Source organism: Plebeiibacterium marinum (genome assembly GCF_026013615.1).
In the GTDB taxonomy this organism is placed as follows: Bacteria; Bacteroidota; Bacteroidia; order Bacteroidales; family Marinilabiliaceae; genus Saccharicrinis; species Saccharicrinis marinus_A.
Genome location: NZ_JAPDPI010000103.1, coordinates 1 through 2,071, shown reverse-complemented (window position 1 = coordinate 2,071; position 2,071 = coordinate 1). Strand labels below are relative to the sequence as shown.

The 2,071-nt window shown below is 31.3% G+C and carries 3 protein-coding genes and 1 pseudogene; all 4 read right to left on the bottom strand.

The annotated features are described in order from the left end of the window. A partial coding sequence (locus OM074_RS21010; protein ID WP_301202675.1) for a transposase occupies positions 1–382 on the bottom strand: 382 nt, incomplete at its 3' end. Between the two features lie 140 nt (positions 383–522). Beyond that, positions 523–1,383 carry a tetratricopeptide repeat protein gene (locus tag OM074_RS21005; protein ID WP_301202674.1) on the bottom strand — a complete coding sequence of 287 codons (861 nt, stop codon included), beginning with the start codon at positions 1,381–1,383 and terminating at the stop codon, positions 523–525. A gap of 3 nt (positions 1,384–1,386) precedes the next feature. Then, complete coding sequence (locus tag OM074_RS21000; RefSeq protein WP_301202672.1) at positions 1,387–1,791, bottom strand: lysozyme family protein; 405 nt, start codon at positions 1,789–1,791, stop codon at positions 1,387–1,389. Positions 1,792–1,804: 13 nt separating this feature from the next. Then, positions 1,805–2,071: pseudogene (locus tag OM074_RS20995) on the bottom strand (REP-associated tyrosine transposase); the annotation flags it as partial.

Here is a 2,071-nt window from a genome sequence, read left to right as displayed (position 1 = left end):
TATCATGTCGCCAAAATTGATACTTACTAACATTGGACGATTTTAATCCTGCTTTCTCAAACTGTTCTAATAACCATTCTCTTCTGCTTTCTCTTGGATTCTCTTTTATTGTTGATATTATTGCTTTACTTGTATACCTTTTGAAATTACCCAATAGTATTGCCGGTTTTATGCCTTTAATACTCTTAAAAACCAGATGGACATGATTGGTCATTAAACACCATGCATATATCTCCATCCCTTTTTCTTTTTGATTATATTGCAAGTTGTCAATAACAATGTCTTTATATTCATTGCGGGTAAATACATCTATCCATTCAACAACTGCAAAACTCACAAAGTAAACACCTTCCGGATTGTAAAATTCATAATTTCTACTCATTAGAATTTGGACTATTTGGTTGGTATTTCCCTATAGGAAAGACTCTTTGCTTATTGAACCACGCGTGAGGACACGCGCGTTAGCGGGGGCTCCAATGGCTAGGTACACAAAACACAAAAGGAGGTTAAAACCTCCTTTGCTTATCTTACTCTATCTAATACTCGTTGCGGTATTTTACTTTCCTTACCATTGGCTTTCATAAGTTCAATGTATTTATTGTAAGCTTCTTTTGCTTTGGTGTTTTCATTTAATTCCCAATAAGCATCGCCAAGGTTGATGTAGGCTACAGTGCGCTCAGGATATGTTTTTACTATGCGTAATAATAAACTTATACCTTCCTGCAATAATTCTTCATTACAATTAGGTATAGATACAATATAGTAGGCAATATCATTATATTTTTGGACTGTACTATTATCCACTTCTATATAATTTAATAGATCTAGCGATAAATACTTATTATGCATTTCAATGTATTTATAATCTTTAATTTGATATGATTGTTTATAAAGAGTAAATATGGAGTCTAATAGATTCTTTGAATTTATTCTTTCTTGCTTATCATATACATTATAATTATATGTTGGTTCTCCTATTTTTTTTGTATTCCTAAGGTTTACGGGCTCTAAATAAACATTAACTAATCCATCACTTTCAATTTGGTGAAAAATGCCATATAAATACCAATCATCATTAATCCATTTATATATAAAATAGTTATCAAATCTAGATCCAGAAAATTCATGAATATTGATATAGCCAGGAACTTCATACTCTATGGGCATACTATACCGTTCAACTGAAATATATAAATCTTTTTTAATAGGAGATTTACCATTCAATAGAATCTTTATATAAGGAGTATTCTTTATATAAGAGTATTCTAATCGATCGTTTTTTGCGTCTTTATTAAAATCACCTTCAAGTATATTATCTTGAGAAAAAATAAATACCGTATTACCAAATAACAGTAATAAAATAATAACGAATCTTAGTTTCATTGCTTATATGATATATTGTTGATTAATAAAATCAGTAGTCGTAAGTATACTATTTACTCTTTTGTATATAAAATGAGTTTCAGGCCAATTATCCCTAATGGCTTCAAGTAGCTTTATTTCTGCTTCAACTGTCATATCCTGATTTTTAGTAAAAAATGAATCTACTAAATTGCGACAGCCTCCAGCACCCTGATTAACTGTACGATCAAACACTATAGCAATTCCACGATCTGTACATATTTTGTAATCCTTACAAATAGAAATTGCACTATTCCAATAATTTTCTTTGCCTATCTCTCTTTGAGCATCTCTAAAAATTTCTTTTTTCCCTGCTTCTTTAAATCTGGCTACCCATGGTTCTTCCCAAAGATCCTTCTTTTCTGCCCCCGCTGCCGCGCGTGTCCTCACGCGTGGTATAGCTTTACTTCACAACTACAACTCCTTCAATAAGACCTATTTCTCCTGCATAATCTCTGGCACTACTATAGATATATTCTTCTGGTTTATATACTATTCCTTCTTCTACAGGATTATTATGAATATAATTGATTTTCTCATCTATAACTTTATTACTCCATAATTCAATTGGCTTATTATCATGTCGCCAAAATTGATACTTACTAACATTGGACGATTTTAATCCTGCTTTCTCAAACTGTTCTAATAACCATTCTCTTCTGCTTTCTCT

What these genes read in the sequence shown, in the direction of transcription:
- OM074_RS21005 (WP_301202674.1), bottom strand. Translation starts at nt 1,383, where the DNA reads ATGAAACTAAGATTCGTTATTATTTTATTACTGTTATTTGGTAATACG.